28 protein-coding genes, 4 tRNA genes and 1 pseudogene are annotated in these 21,452 nt (G+C 65.3%); 27 read left to right on the top strand and 6 right to left on the bottom strand.

The features are described from left to right. Window positions 1-33: 33 nt before the first annotated feature. The 3 genes and pseudogenes from AC1AYN_RS04645 to AC1AYN_RS04635 form a co-directional block, all read right to left on the bottom strand. On the bottom strand, window positions 34-1,485 hold the full coding sequence (locus tag AC1AYN_RS04645; RefSeq protein ID WP_476502943.1) for an aspartate ammonia-lyase: 1,452 nt from the start codon (window positions 1,483-1,485) through the stop codon (window positions 34-36). A 252-nt stretch (window positions 1,486-1,737) separates the two neighbouring features. Further along, complete coding sequence (locus AC1AYN_RS04640; RefSeq protein WP_476502915.1) at window positions 1,738-2,364, bottom strand: TetR/AcrR family transcriptional regulator; 627 nt, start codon at window positions 2,362-2,364, stop codon at window positions 1,738-1,740. 32 nt (window positions 2,365-2,396) lie between these two features. After that, window positions 2,397-3,897 (bottom strand): annotated as a pseudogene (locus tag AC1AYN_RS04635) (DUF2974 domain-containing protein). Between the two features lie 324 nt (window positions 3,898-4,221). Here AC1AYN_RS04635 and AC1AYN_RS04630 point away from each other — a divergent pair. The 4 genes from AC1AYN_RS04630 to AC1AYN_RS04615 all read left to right on the top strand — a co-directional run bounded on the left by AC1AYN_RS04630 (window position 4,222) and on the right by AC1AYN_RS04615 (window position 4,674). After that, window positions 4,222-4,294, top strand: a tRNA-Gly gene (locus AC1AYN_RS04630). Between the two features lie 37 nt (window positions 4,295-4,331). Next, window positions 4,332-4,403 (top strand) — tRNA-Val (locus AC1AYN_RS04625). Between the two features lie 41 nt (window positions 4,404-4,444). After that, a tRNA-Ala gene (locus AC1AYN_RS04620) sits at window positions 4,445-4,517 on the top strand. Window positions 4,518-4,598: 81 nt separating this feature from the next. Continuing rightward, window positions 4,599-4,674: transfer RNA gene (locus AC1AYN_RS04615), tRNA-Val, on the top strand. Between the two features lie 49 nt (window positions 4,675-4,723). Here the strand turns inward: AC1AYN_RS04615 and AC1AYN_RS04610 are convergent. The 3 genes from AC1AYN_RS04610 to budA form a co-directional block, all read right to left on the bottom strand. Next, entirely contained in the window at window positions 4,724-6,085 is a 1,362-nt protein-coding gene (locus tag AC1AYN_RS04610) for an esterase/lipase family protein (RefSeq protein WP_476532354.1), read from the bottom strand. Between the two features lie 291 nt (window positions 6,086-6,376). Beyond that, the gene (locus AC1AYN_RS04605) at window positions 6,377-7,900 is read right to left on the bottom strand and encodes an amino acid permease (protein WP_476502913.1); all 1,524 of its coding nucleotides are present in this window, start codon (window positions 7,898-7,900) and stop codon (window positions 6,377-6,379) included. Window positions 7,901-8,046: 146 nt separating this feature from the next. After that, entirely contained in the window at window positions 8,047-8,814 is a 768-nt protein-coding gene (gene budA / locus AC1AYN_RS04600; protein WP_476532353.1) for an acetolactate decarboxylase, read from the bottom strand. Between the two features lie 198 nt (window positions 8,815-9,012). Between budA and AC1AYN_RS04595 the strand changes: the two genes are divergently transcribed. From AC1AYN_RS04595 to rplO, 23 genes are all read left to right on the top strand, one after another. Then, window positions 9,013-10,560: an MDR family MFS transporter gene (locus tag AC1AYN_RS04595; protein ID WP_476532352.1), complete on the top strand. Its 1,548-nt coding sequence runs from the start codon at window positions 9,013-9,015 to the stop codon at window positions 10,558-10,560. Window positions 10,561-10,605: 45 nt separating this feature from the next. Then, complete coding sequence (locus AC1AYN_RS04590) at window positions 10,606-11,478, top strand: YwiC-like family protein (protein ID WP_476532351.1); 873 nt, start codon at window positions 10,606-10,608, stop codon at window positions 11,476-11,478. 265 nt (window positions 11,479-11,743) lie between these two features. Further along, complete coding sequence (gene rpsJ, locus AC1AYN_RS04585; RefSeq protein WP_003827292.1) at window positions 11,744-12,052, top strand: 30S ribosomal protein S10; 309 nt, start codon at window positions 11,744-11,746, stop codon at window positions 12,050-12,052. 17 nt (window positions 12,053-12,069) lie between these two features. Further along, window positions 12,070-12,720 (top strand): 50S ribosomal protein L3, encoded by a 651-nt coding sequence (gene rplC / locus AC1AYN_RS04580; RefSeq protein WP_034527320.1) that lies wholly within the window; start codon window positions 12,070-12,072, stop codon window positions 12,718-12,720. A gap of 6 nt (window positions 12,721-12,726) precedes the next feature. After that, window positions 12,727-13,383 carry a 50S ribosomal protein L4 gene (gene rplD, locus AC1AYN_RS04575; protein ID WP_476532350.1) on the top strand — a complete coding sequence of 219 codons (657 nt, stop codon included), beginning with the start codon at window positions 12,727-12,729 and terminating at the stop codon, window positions 13,381-13,383. Between the two features lie 5 nt (window positions 13,384-13,388). Then, on the top strand, window positions 13,389-13,685 hold the full coding sequence (gene rplW, locus AC1AYN_RS04570) for a 50S ribosomal protein L23 (RefSeq protein ID WP_476532349.1): 297 nt from the start codon (window positions 13,389-13,391) through the stop codon (window positions 13,683-13,685). Between the two features lie 36 nt (window positions 13,686-13,721). Next, on the top strand, window positions 13,722-14,552 hold the full coding sequence (gene rplB / locus AC1AYN_RS04565; RefSeq protein WP_034527305.1) for a 50S ribosomal protein L2: 831 nt from the start codon (window positions 13,722-13,724) through the stop codon (window positions 14,550-14,552). Window positions 14,553-14,567: 15 nt separating this feature from the next. Continuing rightward, complete coding sequence (gene rpsS, locus AC1AYN_RS04560) at window positions 14,568-14,846, top strand: 30S ribosomal protein S19 (RefSeq protein WP_003814508.1); 279 nt, start codon at window positions 14,568-14,570, stop codon at window positions 14,844-14,846. A gap of 15 nt (window positions 14,847-14,861) precedes the next feature. After that, window positions 14,862-15,221: a 50S ribosomal protein L22 gene (gene rplV, locus AC1AYN_RS04555; protein ID WP_101622003.1), complete on the top strand. Its 360-nt coding sequence runs from the start codon at window positions 14,862-14,864 to the stop codon at window positions 15,219-15,221. Window positions 15,222-15,223: 2 nt separating this feature from the next. Then, entirely contained in the window at window positions 15,224-16,024 is an 801-nt protein-coding gene (gene rpsC, locus AC1AYN_RS04550) for a 30S ribosomal protein S3 (protein ID WP_034527300.1), read from the top strand. A gap of 6 nt (window positions 16,025-16,030) precedes the next feature. Continuing rightward, window positions 16,031-16,450: a 50S ribosomal protein L16 gene (gene rplP, locus AC1AYN_RS04545; RefSeq protein WP_055428030.1), complete on the top strand. Its 420-nt coding sequence runs from the start codon at window positions 16,031-16,033 to the stop codon at window positions 16,448-16,450. A 1-nt stretch (window position 16,451) separates the two neighbouring features. Next, complete coding sequence (gene rpmC / locus AC1AYN_RS04540; RefSeq protein WP_055428029.1) at window positions 16,452-16,703, top strand: 50S ribosomal protein L29; 252 nt, start codon at window positions 16,452-16,454, stop codon at window positions 16,701-16,703. A gap of 2 nt (window positions 16,704-16,705) precedes the next feature. Then, complete coding sequence (gene rpsQ / locus AC1AYN_RS04535; RefSeq protein ID WP_034527291.1) at window positions 16,706-16,975, top strand: 30S ribosomal protein S17; 270 nt, start codon at window positions 16,706-16,708, stop codon at window positions 16,973-16,975. 114 nt (window positions 16,976-17,089) lie between these two features. Next, on the top strand, window positions 17,090-17,458 hold the full coding sequence (rplN, locus tag AC1AYN_RS04530; protein WP_034527288.1) for a 50S ribosomal protein L14: 369 nt from the start codon (window positions 17,090-17,092) through the stop codon (window positions 17,456-17,458). A 1-nt stretch (window position 17,459) separates the two neighbouring features. Continuing rightward, window positions 17,460-17,795: a 50S ribosomal protein L24 gene (gene rplX, locus AC1AYN_RS04525; protein WP_034527286.1), complete on the top strand. Its 336-nt coding sequence runs from the start codon at window positions 17,460-17,462 to the stop codon at window positions 17,793-17,795. Next, entirely contained in the window at window positions 17,792-18,367 is a 576-nt protein-coding gene (rplE, locus tag AC1AYN_RS04520) for a 50S ribosomal protein L5 (RefSeq protein WP_476512467.1), read from the top strand. Before rplX ends, rplE begins: the two co-directional genes overlap by 4 nt. A gap of 1 nt (window position 18,368) precedes the next feature. Next, a complete protein-coding gene (locus AC1AYN_RS04515) occupies window positions 18,369-18,554 on the top strand; it encodes a type Z 30S ribosomal protein S14 (protein ID WP_003814530.1) in 186 nt (61 codons plus the stop codon). A 91-nt stretch (window positions 18,555-18,645) separates the two neighbouring features. After that, window positions 18,646-19,044, top strand: coding sequence for a 30S ribosomal protein S8 (gene rpsH, locus AC1AYN_RS04510; RefSeq protein WP_034527281.1), 399 nt, complete (start codon window positions 18,646-18,648; stop codon window positions 19,042-19,044). A 17-nt stretch (window positions 19,045-19,061) separates the two neighbouring features. After that, window positions 19,062-19,601, top strand: a complete 540-nt coding sequence (gene rplF / locus AC1AYN_RS04505) for a 50S ribosomal protein L6 (RefSeq protein ID WP_034527278.1) — start codon at window positions 19,062-19,064, stop codon at window positions 19,599-19,601. A gap of 1 nt (window position 19,602) precedes the next feature. After that, window positions 19,603-19,974 (top strand): 50S ribosomal protein L18, encoded by a 372-nt coding sequence (gene rplR / locus AC1AYN_RS04500; RefSeq protein ID WP_034527275.1) that lies wholly within the window; start codon window positions 19,603-19,605, stop codon window positions 19,972-19,974. After that, window positions 19,971-20,723 carry a 30S ribosomal protein S5 gene (rpsE, locus tag AC1AYN_RS04495; RefSeq protein WP_084686093.1) on the top strand — a complete coding sequence of 251 codons (753 nt, stop codon included), beginning with the start codon at window positions 19,971-19,973 and terminating at the stop codon, window positions 20,721-20,723. The genes rplR and rpsE overlap by 4 nt, the downstream gene beginning before the upstream one ends. A 3-nt stretch (window positions 20,724-20,726) precedes the next feature. Further along, window positions 20,727-20,909 carry a 50S ribosomal protein L30 gene (rpmD, locus tag AC1AYN_RS04490; RefSeq protein ID WP_476502905.1) on the top strand — a complete coding sequence of 61 codons (183 nt, stop codon included), beginning with the start codon at window positions 20,727-20,729 and terminating at the stop codon, window positions 20,907-20,909. 2 nt (window positions 20,910-20,911) lie between these two features. Further along, window positions 20,912-21,361, top strand: coding sequence for a 50S ribosomal protein L15 (gene rplO, locus AC1AYN_RS04485; RefSeq protein ID WP_476532348.1), 450 nt, complete (start codon window positions 20,912-20,914; stop codon window positions 21,359-21,361). The last annotated feature ends 91 nt before the right edge of the window (window positions 21,362-21,452 follow it).

The following is a 21,452-nucleotide window of genomic DNA, read 5'->3' as shown; positions in this document are numbered from 1 at the left end:
GGGTGTCGTTCCGGTCCCTACTCCCGAATCTCCCTACTCCCGGTGCTCGCGGCAGGTCTGACCCAATCCACGCGCCAGACGTATCGGATCGAGGATCTCATCAAGCTTCTCCGCCGGCAGATCGGTCATCTCGCCGGCCACCTCGCGCACCGTGCGGCCCGAACGCACCGCTTCGGCGGCGATCGCCGAACCCCGCTCGTAGCCGATGTAGTGGTTGAGCGCGGCCGCGATCGACGGCGTCGATTCGGCGTGTGCGCGCCCCACCTCGGTGTGCACGACGATGCCCTCGATGCAGTTGACGCGGAACACGTCCATCGCGTTCGTGAGCAGCGACATGCCGGTCAGCAGCTCGTGCACCATCACCGGGTCGAACGCGTTGAGCTGCAGCTGGCCCTCGGCCACCGCCCAGTTCACCGTCACGTCCATGCCGAACACCATGAAGCAGCACTGGTTCACGCATTCCGGGATCACCGGGTTCACTTTCGCCGGCATGATGCTCGAACCCGCCTGACGCGCCGGCACGTCCAGATCGTTGAATCCGGCGCGCGGGCCCGAGTTGAGCAGACGCAGGTCGTCGGCCGCCTTCTTCAGGTGCACGGCGAGGTTCTTCAGCGCCGCGGAGGTCGACACGTACGCGCCCATGTCGGTCATCGCCGCCACCGGGTCCGGCGCCGCCGTGATCGGCAGGCCGGTGATGCGCGCCAGATGCTCGGTCGCCGCGCGCCGGAACCGCAGATCCGCGCAGATGCCGGTGCCGATGGCCGTCGCGCCGAGGTTCAGCTGCGCGAGCTGCGGCACGAGCCGTTCGAAACCGGCGAGATCGGATTTGAGCAGCGTCGCGAACGCGTGGAACTCCTGCCCGTAGGTCATCGGCACGGCGTCCTGCAGCTGCGTGCGGCCGAGCGTCACGTCGTTGATGTGCTTGTCCGCCAGATCGTGGAACGCCTTCGCGAGACGCTTCGTCGCCTCGGCGAGCGGATGGATCGCGTCGATCAGCGCCAGTTTGCACGCCGCCGGATATGTGTCGTTCGTCGACTGCGACTCGTTCACGTCGTCGTTCGGGTGGATGTACGCGTAGTCGCCGCGCCTGTGCCCGGCGAGCTCCAACGCGCGGTTGGCGATCACCTCGTTCATGTTCATGTTCGACGACGTGCCCGCGCCGCCCTGCATCACGTCCACCGGGAACTGGTCGGCGAGCTTGCCGCCCTCGATCTCGACGCACGCCTCGCGGATGAACCGCGCCTTGTCCGCGTCGATGAGCCCCAGCTCCTCGTTCGCGCCCGCACAGGCCCGCTTGACCGTCGCGTAGGCGCGGATGAGTTCGGGGTGCGCCGAATCGGTGATGCCGGAGACCGGGAAGTTGCCGATCGCGCGTTGCGTGTGGATGCCCCAATACACGTTCGCCGGTACGGCCAGTTCGCCGATGCAGTCGTGTTCGATGCGGACCGGCGCCGGTGCCGGCGCCGGTCCGCCGTCCGTCCGCATCGTGCCGTCGCCAGTCGCGTTCATTGCGTTCGTCTCGTTCGTCATGTCTCCATGATGTCGCCTCGACGCGGGAAACGCCATGATGACGCGATGATTCCCCTCTGTGAGAAACCGCACACCCCCTCAGTCCGCCTACGGCGTCCAGCTCCCCCTTCAGGGGGCGCGGAACCGGCTGGCGCATGTCCAACCTCTTGCGCCCCCTTCAGGGGGAGCTGGCGGGCGAAGCCCGTCTGAGGGGGTGCCGTCGCCCTCCTACTTGTTGTAGATGCGGTTCCAGTAGGCGAGCATGTTCTCCTTGGACATGGACAGGTAGATGCCCATCGCGAGCACGGCCACGTCCTCGTTGAGCAGGTCGTCCATCGAGACGCTCTGGCGTAGCTCCGGCCAGCGTTTGAGGATCGACAGCAGGCCGCCGGCCGTGAAATCGAGCAGCAGATCGGTTTTGAGGTCCAGATGGTCCGCGTCGAGGTCAAGCGTCTGCATCAGCGACAATCGCGCGAAATCATGCAGCGATTCGACGAGTTCGGGGGAGCTGTGCGGCCCGGCGAGCAGGGCGAGGCGGTCGAGACGCTGCTGTTCGCGCGGCGAATGCATGAAATGGGTGACGCGTTTGCGCCACTGCTCCTGCGGGTCGGCGTCCGGATCGGGCGCCTCCTGGATGAGCGGCGAGGTCTGCACCTCGGCGAGGATCGCGGCGTCGGCGAGTTCCGACAGTCCGGAGAAATGATAGTAGAACGAGTTGCGGTTCACCTGCGCGCGATGCACGATGTCGGTGACGGTGATGCGGCGGTACTCGCGGTCGGCGAGCAGCCCCCAGAACGCGTTCTCCATGCGCTCCTTGGCCGGTGGGATGCTCGAGTCCCTGCGTGGTCGTGACATGGTCCCTCCCGTCAACAATCTAGACAATCTGTCTAGACAGTATAACCAATAAGAGGACATGGGGCGAGCGCTGCGCTATGCGGGCTGTTCCGTGGGCTGTTCCTTGGGCTGGTTCCCGGACTGCCGCGCGGACTGTCCGCCGGACTGCCGCGCCATCGTCGCGCGCACCAGGATCGCCACCGCCTCCAGCAGATGACGCCGGTCCTGCGCCGGCAGGCCCAGCATCGACGCGATCATCGCCGGAATCGACCCCGGGAACCCGGCCATCACCTCGGAGAACGTCGTCGCGCCGTTCGCATGCAGCACCGCGAACAGCGCATCCACCGCGCGCTCGCGCTGCTCCACCGTCAACCCGGCCATCCACGCGTTCAACGACTGGTTGAACAGCTGCGAACTCGACGCAAGATCCGGCTCCGTCACGAACCGGTCGCCCTCCACCTGCCAGGAGAACGAGAAATGCTGCATGATCCCGTCCGAATCCGACGTGACCACGCGGCATGGCTCCGGCGTCTCAAAAATCTGCCCCACGATCGACGAACTCGGTACGATCTTCGTCACTTTCGGCTGGATGTCCAGATACTGCCGCGACGTGACCACGTTCGGCGGGAATCCCGGACCATCCAACGAATACACGTGACGGATGCGCCGGCGCACCTCCTCGTCCGCGTTCATCGCCGCGTACACCGCCAGATTGCCGCCCTTCGAATGTCCGGTGAGCACGATCGGCCCACGCCACAGCCGCGCCACCATGTCGAGGTAGGCGCTCGCCGCCCGCTGCGCCGGCACCGGGTACTGGAAGGCCATGTTGAAGTCCTCCTTCCACCCGATGAGCGAATCGTCGGTGCCGCGGAAGGCGATGACCAGCGTGCCGCCGCGCGTCGGATTCTTGACGCGCGGCCGGCCGCGCCAATCCCGGCCGTCCGGCAGCATGAACGTCATCGCCGCGAACTGCGTCTGCTCGCCCGGATTCACGTGTTCGGCCACCGCGCCGAGCCGCGTCGCCGCGAACCGCGGCGAGGCGGCCACGGCGGCGAAGAAGTCGTGCGTCTCGTTCGGGTCGGTCAGACCGACCATCTGCACGTCCGGCTTGCCTGTGTCGGCCACGCCGGCCGTACCGTCCGTATCGCCGGTATGACCGGTATCGCCGTCTGTAGCGTCCGTATCGTCGCCGTCTTTGGCACTGTCGCTGCTGTTGCCAATGTCGCCGCCGCCGCTGACCGCGCCCGTGAGCTCGCGATGCAGCGCCTGTTCCGCCTCGGCGAGCGTGACCGATTCGAACGGCTCGCGCACCAACCCCTTGACCCACAGCCACGGGTGGCGCGGCTCGAACGCGCGCAGCCGGGCCGCGAACGAGCCGCCGCGGCCGCCGTTGCTCTTGCCTTTGGTCTCGTCGAGCGCGAGCGTGGGGGAGAGCCGCGCCACATCCTCGTAGGAGAGCGAGGCGAACACGAGCGCGTCGACCTCGTTGAACGGCGCGTCCGGATCGGTGAGCGGGCGTCGTTCGCCGGTCACATAGTCGAACACGTTGCCCATGGGCGTCTCCTTCCGTGCGTGTGTGGCGCGATTCCCGTGCGATGTCGCGATGTCGCGATGCCGCCGCTCGCGCCCGCCCGGTCGTTCGGCGGTCTCCGGTTGCGCCCGGTTGCGGCCCATCGCGTTCAGTCACTCAGTCTAGTCGCGCTTCAGGCGGCGCTCATGCGTCATTATCGGCGATTTCGTGCGGTTTTCGCGATGGCGGAGACGTGCTGCGAAGCTCCAGGAATCGCGCGCGACACGCCGATGGAGCGTCTCGATTTGCATGATGGTGGAAACTCGCGTATGTTATTCACTCGTTGCTTCACGGAGCAGCAAACAGCTGCGGACATAGCTTAGTTGGTAAAGCGCAACCTTGCCAAGGTTGAGACCGCGGGTTCGAGTCCCGTTGTCCGCTCTCGGAAGGCCGGAGTGATTCGGTCTGAAGACGACCCGGGCGGTTGGCGCAGAGGTAGCGCACTTCCCTGACACGGAAGGGGTCACAAGTTCGAATCTTGTATCGCCCACGAACGTGGTTGCTTCGGCAGGCGCGGGCATAACAGAACACGGGGCTATGGCGCAGCTGGTAGCGCATCTCCATGGCATGGAGAGGGTCAGGGGTTCGAATCCCCTTAGCTCCACTCGAAGAAGGAACCGGCGTCCGCCGGTTTTTTCGTCGAAACGCCGGTTTCGCTCGGACGAGCGGCATCGACGCGCGATATGGGCGATTGGCGCAGCGGCTAGCGCACTTCGTTCACACCGAAGGGGTCGTAGGTTCGATTCCTACATCGCCCACCACCAAGGCCACCGCCACAAGCGGTGGCCTTTTGCGTATTCGCGCTGCCTCTCATAGCCCGCGGCGCTTCAGATCGGCGACCAATCCCACGTAGAACTCGCGCACGTCGAAGCCGGGGATGTTCTCACGGTTCAGGTCGATCATGTCCGCGTGGGAGATGCCGCGCACGCCGTTCGGCTCCAGCCAGGTGAGGCTCTCGCCCCACGGGAACGACGGCCGCGCGACCAGTCCATCGTTCGGCCCGTCGAACCACTTCACCAGCGGGTACGTGAAGTTCAGCGGGAACTTGCCGGTCGTCGCATGCGCGAGCCGTGACCCGACGCTGCGGCACAGGATGCCAGCGAACGGCCCGGAATCCGGCACTGCCGTCGCATCGCCCGGCACCGTCACCGTGCCGGGCGATGCGGCCGCACCACCCGCCGCCGCGCGGGCCCCGGACTCCAGCAACACCGCATCCCCGATCTCGGCGTTGAGTCGCGCGCAGCCCGCCTGCGTGAGGTCGTGCACCGCGGCCATGAAGTCGGGCTTCTTGTCGCCCAGATGCGAAGCGGCCATGTTGTACGCCGCCTCGACGCGCCGCTGCGCCGCCATCGGGATGTTCGTCAGCAGATAATCCGCGAACCCGCAGCCGCGGTGCGGCGTGTTGATCGTCGTCAGCGACGCCACCCATCGACCGGCGCCGCATCGCGCGATCGCATAGCGCATGTCCAACCCGCCCTTCGAATGGGCGATCACGTTCACCTTCCCGCACCCGGTCGTCTCGGCGATCCGTCGGATGCGCTCGGTCAGCTCGCGCGCGCTGTCCGCCACGGACGCCGCCGACTGATGTTCGCCGTAGTACACGACCGCGCCGTTGCGCTCCAGCTCCGCCGGCACGCGGCCCCAATAGTTGAGCGCCTTCGTGTCGCGGAAGAAGACGCCGTGCACGAACAGGACCGGGTAGCGGGTCGCGCACACGCGTGCGCCGGCACGCGCCCGATCCAGCCGCTCCTTCGCCGATTCGAAGCGCACCTCCTCCGCCACGGTGCGGATGATATGGTGCAACGCGATGAGATTCGCGATCGGGATCCAGCCGCACAGGACGCCGATCACGCGGATCCTCAACCCCAGCTGCACCGACGTGAGATATACGGTGATGATGCCGATCCAGAAGACCACCGATTCGACCACCACGACGCCGCCCAACGCGGCGAGCCACGTCGTCCAGCCGTCGGGAACCCAAGGGGCCGGCCATGAGGCCGTCAACATCGTCACAAGAGACGCCGCCAACGCGATGCCGGCGACCAGCGTCGTCCACCAGAACACGCGCAGCATGGCCACGCCGAACGCGCAGGCGGCGATCCGCCCGCTTTTCACCGGGGCGGCCGCCGTCGCGGTCGCCGGAGCACCTGGAACCTTCGCAGAGCCGTTCACGCTTTCACTATACGGCCCCTGTACGGCAAACGGAGGGGCATATCGCTTTGGAGGGGTACCGCCTCTCCTGAGCCGACACCTATCTGCGTTGCGAGGGGTGCCTGCAACGCGATATTCCCGGTTGCCGGCATGCAATGGCGCGGCCCATACCCGGAATATCCGTGGAAAGGTACCCCTCACAAGCCAGATACGCGTCCCACGGAACCGGAATGTACCCCTTCCAACGCAGAAGCCGTCGCAATCGCGACGGCTTCCAGGGCCGCAGCCCGTTATCCACGGTTATCCACGGCTTTACGGCAGCTGCACCTCGGCCGCCGGATGCTTGTCGCGCCACCACTTCTGCACGAAGTACGCGGCATAGCACACGACGATGAACAGCAGCTCGGCGACGAGCGCGAATCGTTGCTCCTTGTCGAAGAACACGAGCAGGAACGAGGCGGTGCACAGGATGAACGCGCCCCACGAGGTCCACGGGTAGCCGGGCGTCGCGTACTTGAGCTCGGCGGCCGTATGCCCGGAGGCGACCCAGCGGCGGCGGAACACGATCTGGCAGTACGCGATCGCGATCCACACCACCACGGCCGACAGGCCGGACAGGGCCACGAGCACGAGGTACACGGTGGAGGCCGCCACCACGGAGGAGAGCAGTGCGAGCAGGCCGCCGGCCATCGCCGCGCACAGGGCCAGCATCGGCACGCCGCGGCGGTTCGTCTTCGCGAACCAGCGCGGGATCATGCCCTCGTGGCCCATCGACCATACCATGCGCGTCGAGGCGTACAGGCCGGAGTTCGAGGCGGAGAGCACGGCCGTGAGCACGACGAAGTTCATGATGTCCGCCGCATACGGGATGCCCACCGAGTTGAGCACGAGCACGAACGGGCTTTCGCCCACGCCCGCCTGACGCCACGGGATCAGCGCGCTCATCACGACGATCGAGCCGATGAAGAACAGGACGAGACGCCACAGCGTCGTGTGGATCGCCTTCGGCACCGCCTTCTCCGGGTCGCGCGTCTCGCCGGCGGTCACGCCGATCAGCTCGGTGCCGGAGAACGCGAAGTTCACGGTGAGGATCGTCGCGAACACGGGCATGAAGCCGTTCGGGAAGACGCCGTCCTTGAACAGGTTGTCGAACATCGGCGCGTGTGTGTACCCCTTCATCGGGATGATGCCGAAGATCGTGAGCGTGCCGATCAGGATGAACGCGCAGATCGCGAACACCTTGATCGAGGCGAACCAGAACTCCGCCTCGGCGAAGAACCGCACGGATAGGGCGTTCAGCGTGAAGATCAGTGCGATGCACGCCGCCGACCATATCCATGTGGGCGTGTGCGGGAACCACCGCTGCATGAGCAGGCCGGCCGCCGTGAACTCGGAGCCGAGCGCCACCGTCCACGTGAGCCAGTACTGGATGGCGATCACGAAGCCGGTGCCCGGTCCGATGAACTTCTCCGCGTACACGTGGAACGAGCCGGTCACCGGCATCGCCACGGACAGTTCGCCGAGCGTGAGCATCACCAGGTACACGATGACCGCGCCGATCGCGTAGGCGAGGATCGTGCCGATCGGCCCCGCCTGCTGGATCGTGTAGCCGGAGCTCAGGAACAGACCGGTGCCGATCACGCCGCCCAGCGAGATCATCTGCAGATGCCGCGCCTCCATGCCGCGCTTGAGGTTCGTGTGCAGCGCGTGCCTCGTGTGTTTCTCGGTGCCGGTGGTCGGGTCGTCCGGCGGGGTGGTGGCCGGTGCGTCGGTCGCCGTCGCCGTCATGGCGTCGGCGCGCGCTTCCGCCGTCGTTCCGGCTTCGTTGTCGCTCATCTCTCTCGTCCTCTGTCTCGCGGTTGCGGTCGAATCGCAGACAGTATACGCTAGGCCGGTCACGAGCGGGACGCCGGTTCCGGCGCGACGTTCCGTCGGCGCGCGTGCCGCGACGCCGCGGACGTGCACGCGCCGGCCGGTCCGGTTCAGTCCGCCTTCACGTCGCCTTCCGCGTTGGTGATCGCCTCGGCGATGTTGTCGCGTGTGAAGTCGTGATTGCGGTAGTCGGGATTGTCGACGGGCAGGTGCGTGACCATCGTGTCGAACACCTGACTGAGGATTTCGCCGCGCTCGAGCACCGCGTCGAGTACGTGGCCGCCGATCGAGTGGTCGTCGGCGAGGAAATGCTCGTGGAATCCGGCGACGGCCGCGCCGTGGAACATGACGGGGGAGAAGTAGCCGAGCATCGTGCCGCGCACGTCGTGGCCGAGGAAGATCGCCTGCCGGTCCGCGACCTCTTCGAGCGTCGGGTACGGCGCCTGCTGTTTGATGACGGCGCGCGTCTTGATGAAGCTGAACGTGCCGCGCACGATGACGGAGAAGAACGTGTTCGCGCGTCCGTTCGCCTCGACGATGCGCCGGTTGAGCTCCTCCAGGCCGATGTCGCTGCGTTCGCACTGGTATTGGAACGCGGCCCGGTGCATGTTCGCGAACGGCAGCGTGAGGTCGTCGGGCACGGCCTCCACCTCGCCGGTGCGTCCCACCTTCCACGCGCGTCCGTCGAGCACGATGATCTCGCCGTCGAGCCCTTCGCCGGTGCCGATGCCCGTGTCGCCGTGGGTGAGCAGTTCGCCCATCGTCGTGGTGCCTTCCAGCAGCCCTGGCACGAGCAATGCGAGCGTGCCGTGCTGGTAGAGCACGTTCGCGCGGTGATCGTGGATCGGTTCGATCGATTTGCCCTTCAGTTCGCTCACGATTCCGTAATATAAATGACCGCCTCCGGCGAGGCAAGGAAGATGTCGCGGATTCCCGCATCCGCCGCCGTGACCTCGCTCACAGCATGATTGCGTGTGGATTGGGCACGGCTGGGTATAGCGTATTCGCGTGCTTTGGGGGAGCCGCATCGTGGTCGAGGGCGGCCGAATCCCCTCGGGAATCGCACGGGAAGAAGTATGCGGCATATGGTGACGAAGCTGGGATCGAAGCGCACGCTCACGCGTGAGGAATCATACGTTGACGGGCATCTGACGCACACGGCGTTCGTCTCGCTCGCCATCCTCACGTTCATCACGTTCGTCGGCAACTTCACGCAGCTCCAGCTGTCCGCCGCGTTGCCGTCGATCGTCGACGAATTCCGCATCAACGTGACCACCGGACAGTGGCTCACGTCCGTGTTCCAGCTCGTGATGGGCGTGATGGTGCCGCTCACCGCGTTCCTCACGCGCCGCTTCTCCACGCGCCAGATCGTCATCACGTCGATGATCGTGTTCACGCTCGGTTCCGTGTGCGCGTGGCTCGCGCCCACGTTCCTCGTCCTGCTCGCCGGCCGCGTGCTGCAGGCCGTCGGCACCGGCGTGATGTGGCCGGTCCTGCAGATCACCGTGTTCTCGATATTCCCGCTGTCGCGCCGCGGCGCCGCGATGGGCACCGTGGGCATCGCGATGAGCGTCGCCCCCGCCATCGGCCCGACGCTCGGCGGCCTCCAGACCGACGCGAACGGATGGCGTTCCATCTTCCTCACGCTCACGGTGATCGGTGCGCTCTCGCTCGTCGCCGCCGTGCTGTGGCTGCATGATTTCGGCGAGAACGACGCGACCGCGCGGGCCGACTTCTTCTCCGTCGCCCTGTCCGTGTTCGGTTTCGGTGGACTGATGTTCGGATTCACGAACATCGAGAACTATCCGTTCACGCATCCGATGGTGTGGGCGTCGATGCTCGTCGGCGTGGTCGGCATCATCTGGTTCGTCGCGCGTCAGGTGCGCCGTTCGCGCCGTTACCGTGAGGGCGTCGCGCGTGGGGAGAGGCCCGAGCCGGCGTTGCTCGACCTGGGCGTGCTGAGGAACCGTTCGTTCACCGTGGGCACGATCACCGCGTCGCTCGCGTTCTTCGCGTTCAGTTCGATTCTGGTGATCATGCCGCTCTACATCCAGAACGACCGTGGCTACTCCGCGACGATGAGCGGCCTCATCATGCTGCCCGGCGCGATCGGCCAGTGCATCTCCCAGCTGTTCGGCGGCAAGGCGCTCGACCGCTTCGGCGCGCGGCCCGTCGCCCTGTTCGGCGCGATCATGCTCACCGTCGGCACGATCGGCATGAGCCTCATCTCGTCCGACACGTGGATCTGGTGGGTGTCGATCTGCCAGTTCGTGCGTCAGATCGGCATGGGGTCGCTGCTGATGCCGATCACCACGTGGTCGCTCAACTGCCTCGAGCCCTCCGGTATCTCCGCCGGCTCGGCCGTGACGAACACGGCCCGTCAGGTGGCGGGCGCGATGGGCGCGCCGATCCTCGTGATCCTGATGGAGACGTTCACCGCCATGTACCATGCGGGTGGCATGTCCGCGACGCTCGCGAACATCGCCGGCATCCAGTGGGCGCTGCGCATCTCCGCCACGCTGTGCTTCGTCATGGTGCTGCTCGTCGCCTTCGGCGTGCGCGGCAACGGCGCGGGCTCCTCGCACGACGTGGCCCGCCGCGCCCTGAACCGCCTGCACCGTTAGCACTGTTAGCACTGTTAGCACTGTTAGCACCGTTAGACTGGGCGTATGAGTGATGTGCCCAAGCCGGTGAAGGCCCCTGTGAAATCTCCCGTCGGCTCTCCCGCAAAGTCCCGCGCCACGGGCGTGCGGGATTGGATTCCCGACCAGCCGGGAGCGTGGGTGATGGCGCTTGCGCCCGCGGCGGCCGGGCTTGTCGCAGGAGGTCCGACCCGGGATTCCGTGTGGCTGGTCGTGCTGTGGGCGCTGTGCTACTGCGTGCAGTTCGTTGCGGCGCGGTGGCTCAAATCCCGGTTTGCGCGGCGGTACCGGATGCCCGTGGCGGGGTATGGGGCGGCGCTGGCCGTGTTCGGGATTCCATTCATCATCGTCAATCCGGGCATACTGCGCTGGGCTCCCTTATATATGGTGCTGGCCGCGCTCTCGTTCCTCGCCGCATGGTTCAGGCGCGAACGCAGCCTGTGGGGCAACGCGGTGGCCGTGCTCGCCTCGTCGCTGATGGCCACGGTCGTCGCCTCGTATGGGGCGCATAATCCGTTGCATGTGATGATGCCGTCCACGGCGGTGATGATGTCGGCCGTGTTCGCGGTGACGCAGTTCGGTTCGGTGCTGTTCGTCAAGACGATGATTCGCGAGCGGGGGAGCCGCGCGTACCTCGTCGCATCGATCGCGTGGCATGCGGCACTGTTCGCGGGCGTGACCTGGTGGGCGTGGTCCGCGGCGGCAGGTTTCGGGTCCGATGCGTGGATGCACGCGCGGTTTCTGTGGGCGCAGCTCGCCGCGGTCTGGCTGCTGGCGCGCGCGGTCGCGCTGCCGTGGATCGGTTCGCGCCGACGGGTGAAGCCGGTCGTCGCCGGCATGGTCGAGATGGTCTCCACCCTGCTGATCTTCGTCGCCGTGCTGGCGGTGACGACGGCATGAGCCTGCCTTATACGGTGACGGCGTGTCGCGGGGGCGCGCTCGTCCAAGCCCGGTGATTAGATACTCAAGTTGCCTGATTTGGGCTCGCACATTGGAAATAACAAAGCGAGCACGGGCCGGCGGATCGCCAGCGCGATTCGTGGTGCCGTGCACTGATGTCGGATGACCGCCAGAGGACGTATGTCCAAGGGAGGCCATGCGCGCCGGTGCCCTGAAGAAGCAGGCTGGAAACCAGTACACGAATCGCTAGAAAGGGCGGACGGCAATGGCGGGACAGAAAATCCGCATCAGGCTTAAGTCCTATGACCACGAGGTCATCGACCAATCGGCGAAGAAGATCGTCGAAACGGTGACGAACGCGGGCGCAACTGTTGTTGGCCCCGTTCCGCTGCCGACCGAGAAGAACGTTTTCTGTGTTATCCGTTCTCCTCATAAGTACAAGGATTCTCGCGAGCACTTCGAGATGCGCACGCACAAGCGTCTCATCGACATCGTGGACCCGACCCCGAAGGCCGTGGATTCCCTGATGCACATCGATCTGCCTGCGGACGTCAACATCGAGATCAAGCTGTAAGGGAGGAGGGAACCGCTATGTCGCAACATAAGGATCGCAAGGCGCTGCTGGGCAAGAAGCTCGGCATGTCGCAGGTGTGGGACGAGAACGGCTTCTTCGTGCCCGTCACGCTGGTGGACGTCTCCACCAACGTCGTCACCGCCATCAAGACCCCGGAGACCGACGGCTACACCGCCGTCCAGCTCGGCTACGGCCAGATCGACCCGACGAAGGTCACCAAGCCGCTCGCCGGCCACTTCGCCAAGGCCGGTGTGACCCCGCGCCGTCACCTCGTCGAGGTGCGCGAGGACAACGCCACCGAGTACGAGGTGGGCCAGGAGCTCAACGCCGACGTCTTCGCCGAGGGCGCTGAGGTCGACGTGACCGGCACCACCAAGGGCAAGGGCTTCGCCGGCACCATCAAGCGTTGGGGCTTCAAGTCCTACCGCCGTACCCACGGCTCCCACAAGAACGAGCGTCGCCCCGGTTCCGTCGGCGCGTGCGCGACTCCGAGCCGCATTCTCAAGGGCAAGCGCATGGCTGGCCGCATGGGTCATGTGACCTCCACCGTGCAGAACCTGACCGTCGTCTCCGCGGATGTCGAGAACGGCATCCTCGCCATCAAGGGCGCCATCCCGGGCCCGAAGGGCGGCATCGTTCTCGTTCGCTCCGCCGTGAAGGGAGCCTGATAAGCCATGGCTAACGTTACTCTGAACGTCACCGACCCGCAGGGCCAGGCCGCCGGCACCGTCGAGGCCCCGGCCGAGCTCTTCGGCTTCTCCGCCGAAGAGGTCCAGTCCCGCATCCCGCTGATTCACCAGGTCGTCATCGCGCAGCTCGCCGCCCGTCGTGCCGGCACCCACGCGACCAAGACCCGCGCCAACGTCTCCGGCGGCGGCAAGAAGCCGTGGAAGCAGAAGGGCACCGGTCGTGCCCGCCAGGGCTCCATCCGCGCCCCGCAGTGGTACCACGGCGGCGTCGTGTTCGGCCCGCAGCCGCGTGACTACTCCCAGCGCACCCCCAAGAAGATGAAGGCCGCCGCCCTCAAGTACGTGCTCTCCGACCGCACCAACGCCGGTCGCGTGGCCGTCGTCGACTTCGGCGTCTCCGAGAAGCCGTCCACCAAGGCCGCCATCGCCGCCCTGAACCCGGTCATCGGTGAGAAGTTCGCCACCATCGCGCTGACCCGTGATCAGGTCAACGAGTGGCTCTCCGTGCGCAACCTTCCGTATGTCCACCCGATCTTCGTCGATCAGCTCAACACGTACGACGTGGTGACCGCGCAGTACGTCGTCTTCACCAAGGAGGCCCTCGAGGCCTTCGTGGCGGCGAAGACCAAGAAGGAGGCCTGATTTCCATGGTCGCTATTCACAAGCCGGCTCACGACATCATCATCAAGCCCGTCGTGTCCGAGAAGAGCTACGCCGCCTCCGATCGTGGCCAGTACACCTTCGTGGTGGCCCCGAACGCGAACAAGGTGCAGATCAAGCAGGCTATCGAACAGATCTTCAATGTCAAGGTGACGAAGGTCAACACCCTCAACCGTGAGGGCAAGCGCACTCGCACCCGCACCGGCTTCGGTCGCCGCGTTTCCCAGAAGCGCGCGATCGTGTCCGTCGCCGAGGGCCAGACCATCGACATCTTCGGTAACTGAAGGTTAGCCGAGAAAAGTTAAAGGAAGAACTACATTATGGCTATCCGCGTTTACAAGCCGACGAGCGCCGGCCGCCGCAACGCCTCCGTCTCGGACTTCTCCGAGATCACGCGTTCCACGCCTGAGAAGTCGCTCGTTCGTCCGCTCTCCAAGACCGGCGGTCGTAACTCCTACGGCCGTATCACGTCCCGCCACCGTGGCGGCGGCCACAAGCGCCAGTACCGTCTCATCGACTTCCGTCGCTGGGACAAGGACGGCGTGCCGGCCAAGGTCGCTCACATCGAGTACGACCCGAACCGCTCCGCCCGCATCGCCCTCCTGCACTACGCCGACGGCGAGAAGCGCTACATCATCGCGCCGAAGGGCATCAAGCAGGGTGACGTCATCGAGACCGGTGCCCAGGCCGACATCAAGCCGGGCAACAACCTGCCGCTGAAGAACATCCCGACCGGTACGGTCATCCACGCCATCGAGCTCAAGCCGCTCGGCGGTGCCAAGATCGCCCGTTCCGCCGGCACCTCGGTCCAGCTCGTCGCGAAGGACGGTGCCTACGCCCAGCTGCGTATGCCGTCCGGCGAGATCCGCAACGTCGACGCCCGCTGCCGCGCGACCGTCGGCGAGGTCGGCAACGAGGACCACGCGAACGTCCAGCTCGGCAAGGCCGGCCGCGCCCGTTGGATGGGCAAGCGCCCGATCACCCGTGGTGAGTCCATGAACCCGGTCGACCACCCGCACGGCGGTCGTACCCGCGGCGGCAAGCCGCCGGTCTCCCCGTGGGGCAAGGGCGAGGTTCGTACCCGTCGTCCGAAGAAGGCTTCGAACAAGATGATTGTCCGTCGCCGTCCGTCCGGCAAGAACCGCAAGTAAGGAAGATTCGAAGCGATGACTCGTAGCATCAAGAAGGGCCCCTTCGTCGACGCCCACTTGCAGAAGAAGGTCGACGAGCAGAACGAGAAGGGCACCAAGAACGTCATCAAGACGTGGTCCCGCCGTTCGATGATCACCCCCGATTTCATCGGACACACGTTCGCTGTCCACGATGGTCGCAAGCACGTCCCGGTGTTCGTCACCGAGGCCATGGTCGGCCACAAGCTGGGTGAGTTCGCCCCCACGAAGACCTTCAAGGGTCACGTGAAGGACGACAAGAAGGCCCGCCGCTAAAGGAGAGAATGACTTATGGAAGCTAAAGCAATCGCCCGTCACGTCCGCGTGACGCCGCGCAAGGCTCGCCGCATGGTCGACCTCATCCGAGGCAAGCAGGCGACCGAAGCCCTCACCATCCTCAAGTTCGCTCCGCAGGACGCGTCCATCCCGGTTCGCAAGGTCCTCGAGAGCGCCATCGCCAACGCGCGCGTCAAGGCCGACAAGGCCGGCGAGCCGTTCCGTGAGAACGACCTGGTCGTCAAGGCGACCTACGTGGACGAGGGCGTGACGCTCAAGCGTTTCCGCGCTCGTGCCCAGGGCCGTGCCGCTCGTATCAACAAGCGCACCTCCCACATCACGGTCGTCGTCGCCAACAAGGAAGGAAACCGCTAAAGATGGGTCAGAAGATCAATCCCTTTGGCTACCGCCTGGGCGTCACTGAAAACCACCGCTCCAAGTGGTTCTCCGATTCCAACAAGGCCGGCGAGCGCTACAGCGACTTCGTCCTTGAGGATGACAAGATCCGCAAGGAGATGAACAAGGACCTCGAGCGCGCCGGCGTGAGCAAGATCGTCATCGAGCGCACCCGTGACCGCGTCCGCGTCGACATCCACACCGCCCGTCCGGGCATCGTGATCGGCCGCCGCGGCGCCGAGGCCGAGAAGGTCCGCGCCAAGCTCGAGAAGCTGACCGGCAAGCAGGTCCAGCTCAACATCTTCGAGGTCAAGAACGCCGCGCTGGACGCCCAGCTCGTCGCTCAGGGCATCGCGGAGCAGCTGACCAACCGCGTCACCTTCCGCCGCGCGATGCGCAAGGCCCAGCAGGACGCCATGCGCGCCGGTGCCAAGGGTATCCGCATCAAGCTCTCCGGCCGTCTCGGCGGTGCCGAAATGAGCCGTTCCGAGTTCTACCGCGAGGGTCGCGTCCCGCTGCAGACCCTCCGCGCCCTGATCGACTACGGCTTCTTCGAGGCCAAGACGACCTACGGCCGCATCGGCGTCAAGGTCTGGATCTACAAGGGCGACATGACCGAACGTGAGTTCGAAGAGCAGCAGGCCCAGCAGAACAACCGTCCCGGCCGTCGCGGCGATCGCCGTCCGCGCCGTGGCAACCGCAACGCCGGTGCCGCCCGCAACGCCGAGGCCCCCAAGGCCGAGGCCGCCGCGGCCCCCGCTGCCACGGAAACGAAGGAGTGAGCAAGAATGCTTATCCCAAAGAGGACCAAGTACCGCAAGCAGCACCGTCCCGTCCGCTCCGGCATGTCCAAGGGCGGCAACGAGATCAACTTCGGTGATTACGGCATCCAGGCGCTGGCCCCGGCTTACGTGACCAACCGCCAGATCGAGGCCGCGCGTATCGCCATGACCCGCTACATCAAGCGTGGTGGCCGCGTGTGGATCACGATCTTCCCGGATCGTCCGCTGACCAAGCACCCGCTCGGCGCCCGAATGGGTTCCGGTAAGGGTACTCCGGAGTTCTGGATCGCCAACATCCACCCTGGTCGCGTGATGTTCGAGATCGGTGGTGTCTCCGAGGACGTCGCCAAGGAAGCCCTGCGTCGTGCCATCGACAAGCTCCCCATGAAGTGCCGTGTGATTGCTCGTGAAGGCGGTGACATCTGATATGGCAGTCGGAACCGAAGAATACTCCATCAAGAATCTCAACGAGAAGACCAACGCGGAGATCGAGGGCTTCCTGAAGAAGTCCAAGGAAGAGCTGTTCAACCTGCGCTTCCAGTCCGCCACCGGTCAGCTCGAGAACACGGCCCGCCTCAAGGCCGTCAAGCACGACATCGCCCGCATGTACACCGTGCTGCGCGAGCGTGAGCTTGGCATCACCTCCGAGCCGGCCGACGAAACCGCTAAGGAGCAGTGATCATGGCTGAAGAGCAGCAGGAGCGCAACTTCCGCAAGGTTCGCCGCGGCTACGTCGTGTCCGATAAGATGGACAAGACGATTACCGTGGAGCTGGAGAACCGCAAGACCCACCCGCTGTACGGCAAGGTCGTCCGCACCACCAAGAAGGTCAAGGCCCATGACGAACACAACGAGGCGCACATTGGCGACCTCGTGAGTATCATGGAGACTCGTCCTCTGAGCAAGACCAAGCGTTGGCGTCTCGAGTCGATCATCGAGCGCGCCAAGTAAAAAAAATAAGTTCGGCAAGGCTCGCCGTCCACCGGGCGCGGTTAGATAGATGTTCTGTGCGTCTATCCACCGCGCCCGGTGTGCGGGGAGAACCAGCTCGGCTAAGGAGAATCAATGATTCAGCAGGAAACGCGGCTTCATGTCGCCGACAACACGGGTGCCAAGGAAATCCTTGCCATCCGCGTGCTCGGTGGCTCGAAGCGACGCTATGCCGGCCTGGGCGACGTCATCGTCGCCTCGGTCAAGGACGCGATCCCTGGCGGATCGGTCAAGAAGGGTGACGTGGTCAAGGCCGTCGTCGTCCGTACCGTCAAGGAGCACCGTCGTGTCGACGGCTCCTACATCAAGTTCGATGAGAACGCCGCGGTGATTCTCGGCTCCGGCCGTGAACCGAAGGGCACTCGTATCTTCGGACCGATCGCCCGTGAGCTTCGCGACAAGAAGTTCATGCGCATCGTGTCCCTCGCCCCGGAGGTGATCTGACATGGTAGCCAAGATCAAGAGCGGCGACCAGGTGAAGGTCATCCGCGGCAAGGATCGCGGCAAGGAGGGCAAGGTCCTTCGCGTGCTGCCGAACGACCGTCTGATCGTCGAGGGCGTTCAGATCGTCAAGAAGCACGTCCGCGCCACCCAGCAGGGCCAGCAGGCCGGCATCGTCTCCGTCGAGGCTCCGATCCATCGCTCCAACGTGATGGTCATCGACCCGGAGACCGGCAAGCCGACCCGCGTCGGCGTCATCGTGAAGGAAGAGGCGCGTGACGGCAAGGTGAAGACCGTGCGCGTGCGCGTCGCCAAGAAGTCCGGAAAGGAGCTGGCATGACCGACACCACTACCGTCGAAGCGCCGGCCACCCCGCGCTTGAAGGTGCAGTACAACGAGCAGATCGTGCCTGAGCTCGAGAAGGAGTTCAAGTACTCCAACCCGATGCAGGTCGCTCGCGTCCAGAAGGTCGTCGTCTCCATGGGTGTCGGTGCCGCCGCTCGCGACTCCAAGCTCATCGAGGGCGCCGTCAAGGACCTCACCCTGATCACCGGCCAGAAGCCGAAGATCACCAAGGCCAAGAAGTCCGTCGCGCAGTTCCACCTGCGTGAGGGCCAGGCCATCGGTGCGTACGTCACCCTGCGTGGCGACCGCATGTGGGAGTTCCTCGATCGTCTGCTGACGATGGCCCTGCCGCGCATCCGCGACTTCCGTGGCATCAACGGCCACCAGTTCGACGGCCAGGGCAACTACAACTTCGGTCTCACCGAGCAGTCCATGTTCCACGAGATCGATCCGGATTCCATCGACCACCAGCGTGGCATGGACATCACCGTGGTGACCAGCACCAAGGACGACAAGGAAGCCTACGCGCTGCTCAAGCACCTCGGCTTCCCCTTCAAGGAGAACTGATATGGCAAAAACCGCTCTTAAGAACAAGGCGGCCGGCAAGCCGAAGTTCAAGGTGCGCGCCTACACGCGTTGCCAGGTCTGCGGTCGTCCCCATTCCGTGTACCGCAAGTTCGGCCTGTGCCGCATCTGCCTTCGCGAGAAGGCCCACCGCGGCGAGCTGCCCGGCGTTACGAAGTCCAGTTGGTAAACATCGACGCTGAAGGTCCGCGGCTGTAGCTCTCCTGGAGCCCCAGGGGAGCCGGCGGCGGAAACCACGGCGAGAAAGGGCATAAGCCCACATGACAATGACAGATCCGATCGCAGACATGCTCACGCGTCTGCGTAACGCGAGCGCGGCGAAGCACGAGACCGTGGATATGCCGTACTCCAAGTTCAAGAAGAACATCGCGGAGATCCTGAAGCGCGAAGGCTTCATCAAGGACTACACCGCCAAGGAAGCCAAGGTCGGTCAGACCCTTGAGGTCACCCTCAAGTACGGTCCGAACGGCGAGCGTTCCATCCAGGGCATCAAGCGCATCTCCAAGCCGGGCCTGCGTCGCTACGCGAAGTCCGACTCCCTGCCGATGCCGCTCGGTGGCCTCGGCATCGCGATCATCTCGACTTCGTCGGGACTGCTGACCCAGAAGGAATGCCTCGATCGAGGCATCGGTGGCGAGATCGTCGCCTACGTGTGGTGAGAAAGGAGAGCTGACACATGGCATCGCATATTGGTAAGCTCCCCATCGCCATCCCCGCTGGCGTTGAGGTCAAGATCGACGGTCAGAACTTCGAGGCCAAGGGCGCGAAGGGCACCGATTCCTACGTCCTGCCGGAAGGCATCACCGCGGCCGTCGAGGGCAACGAGATCATCGTCACCCCGGCCGACGACCTGCGTCCGACCCGTGCCAAGCACGGTCTGGCCCGCTCCATCATGGCCGGCATGGTCAAGGGCGTGCACGACGGCTACTCCAAGACCCTGGAGATCGTCGGCACCGGTTACCGCGCCGTCGCCAAGGGCAAGGGCATCGAGTTCTTCCTCGGCTACTCCCACACGATCACCGTCAACCCGCCGGAAGGCATCACGCTCAAGGTGACCGACGCGACGCACGTCGTCGTCGAGGGCACCGACAAGCAGATGGTCGGTCAGGTGGCCGCCAACATCCGCAAGCTGCGCGCTCCGGAACCCTACAAGGGCAAGGGCATCAAGTATGCCGGCGAGCATATTCTGCGCAAGGCTGGAAAGGCTGGTAAGTGATATGAGCGTCACTATTTTCGGCAAGGGCAAGAAGGCCGCGCTCAAGCGTCGTCACGCCCGCATCCGCAAGCGTATCTCCGGCACCGCCGAGCGTCCGCGCCTGGTGGTCACCCGTTCCAACCGCCACATGGTCGCGCAGGTCGTGGACGATACCAAGGGCATCACCCTGGTCTCCGCCTCCACGCTGACCGCTGACTTCGCCGGCTTCGAGGGCACCAAGGTCGAGGCCGCCAAGAAGGTCGGCGAGCTCATCGCCGAGAAGGCCAAGGCCGCCGGCATCGAGTCCGTCGTCTTCGACCGTGGTGGTCACAAGTACACCGGCCGTGTCGCCGCCGTCGCCGATGGCGCCCGTGAGGGAGGTCTGGCACTGTGAGCGAAGAAATGAAGGAAACCCAAGTGGCTGAAGAAACTCAGAACACTCAGGCTGCCCCGGCTGACGAGAACAACGCCAACGCCAACGACGAGCGTCGTGGCGGCCGCCGTGGCGGTCGTCGCGGCGAGGGCCGTCGCGGTGAGCGTCGCAACCGTCGCGAAGAGAACAAGGGCGATGAGCTCCTCGATCGCGTCGTGACCATCAACCGCGTGTCCAAGACCCACAAGGGTGGCCGTACGTTCAGCTTCGCCGCCCTCGTGGTGGTCGGCGACGGCAACGGCACCGTGGGTGTCGGCTACGGCAAGTCCCGTGAGGTCCCGGCGGCCATCGCCAAGGGCCAGCTGGATGCCAAGAAGCACATGTTCACCGTGCCGCGCGTCCGCGGCACCGTCACCCATCCGGTGATCGGTCACGACGCCGCGGGCACCGTCCTGCTGCGTCCGGCCGCCCCCGGTACCGGCGTTATCGCCGGTGGCCCGGTGCGCGCCGTCATGGAGTGCGCCGGCATCACCGACGTGCTGACCAAGTCCATGGGCTCCCCGACCGCGATCAACATGGTCCGTGCGACCGTCGCCGCCCTCAAGCAGCTTGAGGAGCCGGAGGAGATCGCCGCCCGTCGTGGTCTCGCCCTGAACGAGGTCGCCCCCGATGCCCTGCTGCGCGCCCGCGCCGCCGGCATCGCCGAGGCCCGCAAGGCCCGTGAAGAGGCTCAGGCCGCCAAGGCCGCCGAAGCGAAGGATGGTGAGTGATAGATGGCTAACCTGAAGATCACGCTCCACCACGGTCTCGTGAACCGCACGCCGAAGCAGCGTGCCGCCGCGCAGACCCTGGGTCTGAACAAGATCGGCAAGACCGTTGTCCGTCCGGACATCCCGGCCAACCGCGGTCTGGTGAACGTCGTTCGCCACCTGGTCACCGTCGAGGAGGTCGACTGATTATGGCAGACAACGAAATCCTGCAGATGCACGATCTGAAGCCGGCTCCGGGTGCCAACAAGGCGAAGACCCGCGTCGGCCGCGGTGAGGGCTCCAAGGGCAAGACCGCGGGTCGCGGCGCCAAGGGCCAGACCAAGCGCACCAACGTGCGTCCTGGCTTCGAAGGTGGCCAGCTCCCGCTGTACATGCGCCTGCCGAAGCTCCGTGGCTTCAAGAACCCGTTCAAGGTCGAGTTCCAGGTCATCAACATCGCGCGTCTCGTCGAGCTCTTCCCGGAGGGCGGCGAGGTGTCCGTCGAGAACCTGGTCGCCAAGGGCGCCGTTCGCGGCAACGCCCCGGTGAAGGTCCTGGGCGACGGCGACGTCTCCGTCGCGTTCACGCTCAAGGGCGTGAAGGCCTCCGCCTCCGCCAAGGCCAAGATCGAGGCCGCCGGCGGCAGCATCGAAGCCTGATTCGCCTTCGCGGATCACTCACTTCGGTGAGATAACTTCACGAACATGACCCTCTCGCCCCTCGTGAGCGAGGGGGTCATGTCGTTTCCGA

The organism is Bifidobacterium sp. LH_413 (assembly GCF_056357015.1).
The sequence above is the reverse complement of the archived record's forward strand: the minus strand, read 5'-3'. Positions and strand labels throughout refer to the sequence as shown.